Consider the following 4,661-nt stretch of genomic DNA (forward strand, 5'->3'; position numbering starts at 1 on the left):
AGGTCGTCCAGTCCACGTCCCGGAAGGACAGGTCGAGTTTGCGGACCACGTAGGCGTCCAGGCCCTCGGCGTGCACGACCTTGGGGATGTCGTAGATCGAGCGGGCGTCGGGGCAGGCGACCACCGCGGCCTCGTCGACGTCGCACATCAGGGAGATCTTCCGCTTGATCGCGGTCGGGACCTCGCGGTCGCAGCGCAGCACGATCGCGTCCGGCTGGATGCCGATGTTGCGCAGGGCGGCCACCGAGTGCTGGGTCGGCTTGGTCTTCAGCTCGCCCGAGGGGCCGATGTAGGGCAGCAGCGAGATGTGCACCACGAAGACGTTGTCCCGGCCGACCTCGTGGCGGACCTGGCGGACGGTCTCCAGGAACGGCAGCGACTCGATGTCGCCCACCGTGCCGCCGACCTCGGTGATGACCACGTCGACCTCGTCGGTGGCCATGCGCCGGATGCGGTGCTTGATCTCGTTGGTGATGTGCGGGATGACCTGCACCGTGTCGCCCAGGTACTCGCCGCGCCGCTCCTTGGCGATCACGGTCGAGTAGACCTGGCCGGTGGTCACGTTGGCGGTGCCGTCCAGGTCGCGGTCGAGGAACCGCTCGTAGTGGCCGATGTCCAGGTCGGTCTCGGCGCCGTCGTTGGTGACGAACACCTCACCGTGCTGGAACGGGTTCATCGTGCCCGGGTCGACGTTCAGGTACGGGTCGAGCTTCTGCATCACGACCCGCAGGCCCCGCGCCTTGAGCAGCATGCCCAGGCTGGAGGCGGTCAGACCCTTGCCGAGCGAGGAGGCGACACCCCCGGTGACGAAGATGTGCTTGGTCGTCGTGGTTTTGGGCGGCATGGCCAAGAGGGGGCTCCCGTGGTCGCGGTCTGGGGGTGCGGTCCGGCTTCCCTCCCGGGCGGTGCCGGGGGTGCCGTCGCTGCGGTTCGGGGGTTTTTTTCCCACCGGTCCACGGGCTACCAGCGTATCAGCGCCTGGCCCGGATGGCTTCCGGCCACGCTCCGCACCCGGCCGCCCACCCGCTGCCGTCGCACCTGTCACTCGGGTCACGCGCGCTGCACCGAGGACACACCGTTCTCACCCGGTGCTCACCCGTTCGGCCCACACGGGTTGCCCGGAGCGGCGCGCAGATCATCTACGTGCGTCGTATCCTGCTCGGACATTCGCTGCCGAGCCCGGCCGGAACGACGGCACACCCCCGCCAACATCACCCGGAACAACGAGAGCGCGGCAGTTCGTTGAGCAAGGACTGTCGTGTTGCCTCAGGGCTCGGCGGGCTGCTTTGCTTCACCGCTCAACGACGCACAACAACGACCCCTTGACCGCACTAGCGACAGCCCCCTGCGCGGGGGTGTGACGTGGCCGTTCGACTGGAGTTGCACGTGGCCGGGCGCATCGAAGACTACGCACTCATCGGAGACATGCAGACCGCGGCGCTGGTCTGCCGGGACGGCACGGTGGACTGGCTGTGCCTGCCCCGCTTCGACTCGCATGCCATCTTCGCCGGCCTGCTGGGCACCGAGGAGCACGGCTTCTGGCGGCTCGGCCCGGCGCACGCCGCCGACGCGGAGCCGCCCACCGCCGCCCGGCGCAGCTACCGCGGCGACTCGCTGATCCTGGAATCCGAGTGGGACACCCCGCGCGGCACGGTCCGTGTGACCGATTTCATGCCCCCGCGTGACGGCGCCCCGCAGCTGATCCGGATCGTCGAGGGCGTCACCGGCCGGGTGCCGATGCGCTCGGCGCTCAGGATGCGGTTCTCCTACGGCCGGGTCGTGCCGTGGGTGCACCGGCACGAGGGCCGCACGGTGGCCGTCGCCGGCCCGGACTCGGTGTGGTTCGACACCGAGGCGGAGACCTACGGCAAGGCCCTCACCACGTACGCCGACTTCACCGTCGCCCCGGGTGACCGCATCGCGTTCACGATCTCGTGGCAGCCCTCGCACCGGCAGCCCCCGCCGCTGCCCGAGCCCGAGGCCTCGCTGGAGGCGACGGAGGACTTCTGGCGCGAGTGGGTGGAGCACTGTACGTACCACGGGCCGTACCGCGAAGCGGTGGTGCGCTCGCTGATCACCCTGAAGGCGCTGACGTACGCCCCGACCGGCGGCATCGTCGCCGCCCCCACCACCTCCCTGCCGGAGGACATCGGGGGCGTGCGCAACTGGGACTACCGCTACACCTGGCTCCGGGACGCGGCGATCACCCTGTCCTCGCTGCTGCGCACCGGTTACCGCGAGGAGGCCCGCGCCTGGCGCGAGTGGCTGCTGCGCGCGGTCGCCGGCGACCCCGAGAACCTGCAGATCATGTACGGCATCGCCGGCGAGCGCGAGCTGGGCGAGGCGGAGCTGGACTGGCTGCCGGGCTACGAGGGCTCGGCCCCCGTCCGGGTCGGCAACGGCGCCGCGCACCAGCTCCAGCTGGACGTCTACGGCGAGGTCACCGAGGCCCTGCACCTGGGCCACATGACGGGCCTGGCCCGCAACGACTACGCCTCGCTGCTCCAGCTGAAGCTGATCCGCTACCTGGAGGACCACTGGCAGGAGCCGGACGAGGGCATCTGGGAGGTGCGCGGCCCGCGCCGGCACTTCGTGCACTCCAAGGTGATGGCCTGGGTCGCGGTGGACCGCACGATCAAGCTGATCGAGTCCGGGGACGCCGACGGCCCGCTGGAGCGCTGGCGCGAGCTGCGCGACGACATCCACCGGGACGTGTGCGAGAAGGGTTACGACAAGGAGCGCAACACCTTCACCCAGTCCTACGGCTCGCAGGAGCTGGACGCCTCGCTGCTGCTCATCCCGCAGATGGGCTTCCTGCCGCCGGACGACAAGCGGGTGATCGGCACCATCGAGGCGATCCAGCGCGAGCTGTCCACCACGGACGGCTTCATCCTGCGCTACCCGACGGAGGGCGACCACGCGGGCGTCGACGGCCTGCCGGGCGACGAGGGCGCCTTCCTGGCGTGCTCGTTCTGGATGGCGGACGATCTGGCGATGATCGGCCGGGTGGACGAGGCCCGCAAGCTGTTCGAGAAGCTCCTCGGGCTGCGCAACGACCTCGGTCTGCTCGCCGAGGAATGGGACCCGCGCCTGAAGCGCCAGGTGGGCAACTTCCCGCAGGCGTTCAGCCACGTCCCGCTGATCGACACGGCCCTGCGCCTGACGGCCTCGGGAGCCTACGGGGGTTAGAACGGCAGGCCCCTCGGGCCGCCCCGGCTAGAACGGCAGGCCCCTCGGGCCGCCCCGGCCTACGCTGGAAGCCCGACCTGCGCTCCCCGGCCCGCAAGGGGGCGGCCATGGCTTCCAAGGCGCACACCGCCCTCGCGGCGCTCCGCGCAGAACTGGCCGGCGAGGTGTTCGCGCCGGGGGACCCGGGGTACGACGGCGCGCGGGCGGTGCCCAACGCCAGGACCGACCGGCGTCCGGCCGTGATCGCCCGGTGCGCGCACGTGACCGACGTGGTGCGGGCCGTGCGCTTCGCCCGGGAACTGGACCTGCCCGTGGCGGTGCGCGGTGGCGGACTGGGCCTGGCGGGCACCCGGGTGGACGGCGCGCTGGAGGTGGACCTGCGCCGGATGCACGGGGTGACCGTCGACCCGGCGGCCGGGACGGCCCGGGTGGGCGGCGGGGCCACGGTGGGGCACCTCGACCGGGCCACGCGGCCGTACGGCCTCGCGGCGAGCGTCGCCCGGGACCCGGGCGTCGGGGTCGCCGGCTGTCTCCTGGGCGGCGGCACCGGCCCGCTGGACCGCGCCGTCGGGCCCGCCGCGGACCAGCTCGCCGGGGTGGAGCTGGTGACCGCCGACGCCGAGCGGGTGCGCGCCGACGCCGGCGAGAACCCGGAGCTGCTCTGGGCGCTGCACGGCGGGGGCGGCAACTTCGGCATCGCCACCGCGCTGACCCTGACGCTGCACGAGCTGCCCCGGCCCGCCGCCGTCGTGGTGCGGTACGGGCCGGGGTCCGGCCCGGCCGCGGTCCGCGCGTTCCGCGAGGTCGTCGGCGCCGGTCCGGGCGAGCTGGGCGGGGCGGCGCTGTGCCTGCCGGGACGGCCGGCGCCGAGGTGCGCCGTGCTGGTGACGTACACGGGCGGCGAGGAGGGACTGCGCGCGCTGGCCGGGCCGCTGACGGCGCTCCCGCACGAGGCGGCGGTGTGCGGTGCCCCGGCGCCGGCGGTGCCGTACCCGCCCGGGGGGATGCGCGCCCACTGGTCGGCCCGGTGCCTGACCGCGCTGCCCGACGCGGCCGTGGACGCCTTCTGCGCCCTCGCGGGGGACCTGCCGGGCCCCGGTTCCCGGCTCATGCTGCTGCCGCTCGGCGCGGCGGTCGCCGCGGGAGCCGCCGGTCACCCGCCGCCCTACCGGCACGCCGCCTGGATCGCGCACCCCTTCGCCTGCTGGCCGGACCCGGCCGGCGACGAGCGGGCCCTCGCCTGGGTGCGGGAGGCGTGCGCCGGTGTACGCCCGTGGAGCGCGGACGCCGTCCCCCTCACCCTCATCGGCGACGAGGGCCCCGAGCGGATGCGGGCGGGCCTGGGCGAGGGGAACCTGCTGTGGCTGGAGAAGGTGAAACGGCGCTACGACCCCGACAACGTGTTCCGTTTCAACCACAACGTCCGGCCGCTGTAGCGGGAGCTGTCCCGAGGGCGTCGCCGCAGGTAGCGT

At 73.1% G+C, this 4,661-nt stretch carries 2 protein-coding genes and 1 pseudogene; 2 read left to right on the top strand and 1 reads right to left on the bottom strand.

Going from position 1 to position 4,661, the window contains the following annotated elements:
* Nucleotides 1-844, bottom strand: a pseudogene (pyrG, locus tag IE312_RS42990) (CTP synthase); the annotation flags it as partial.
* 542 nt (nt 845-1,386) lie between these two features.
* Between pyrG and IE312_RS33200 the strand changes: the two are divergent.
* Together IE312_RS33200 and IE312_RS33205 are read left to right on the top strand one after the other, a co-directional pair.
* Entirely contained in the window at nt 1,387-3,189 is a 1,803-nt protein-coding gene (locus tag IE312_RS33200) for a glycoside hydrolase family 15 protein (RefSeq protein WP_189985954.1), read from the top strand.
* Between the two features lie 107 nt (nt 3,190-3,296).
* Nucleotides 3,297-4,625, top strand: a complete 1,329-nt coding sequence (locus tag IE312_RS33205) for an FAD-binding oxidoreductase (RefSeq protein WP_189985940.1) — start codon at nt 3,297-3,299, stop codon at nt 4,623-4,625.
* Nucleotides 4,626-4,661 lie beyond the last annotated feature (36 nt).

Origin of the sequence: Streptomyces capoamus, from assembly GCF_014654935.1 — a bacterium.
Classification (GTDB): domain Bacteria; phylum Actinomycetota; class Actinomycetes; order Streptomycetales; family Streptomycetaceae; genus Streptomyces; species Streptomyces capoamus.

Bases quoted from the DNA above. Each gene is read 5' to 3' on its own strand.
- IE312_RS33205 (WP_189985940.1), top strand. From the start codon at position 3,297: ATGGCTTCCAAGGCGCACACCGCCCTCGCGGCGCTCCGCGCAGAACTG.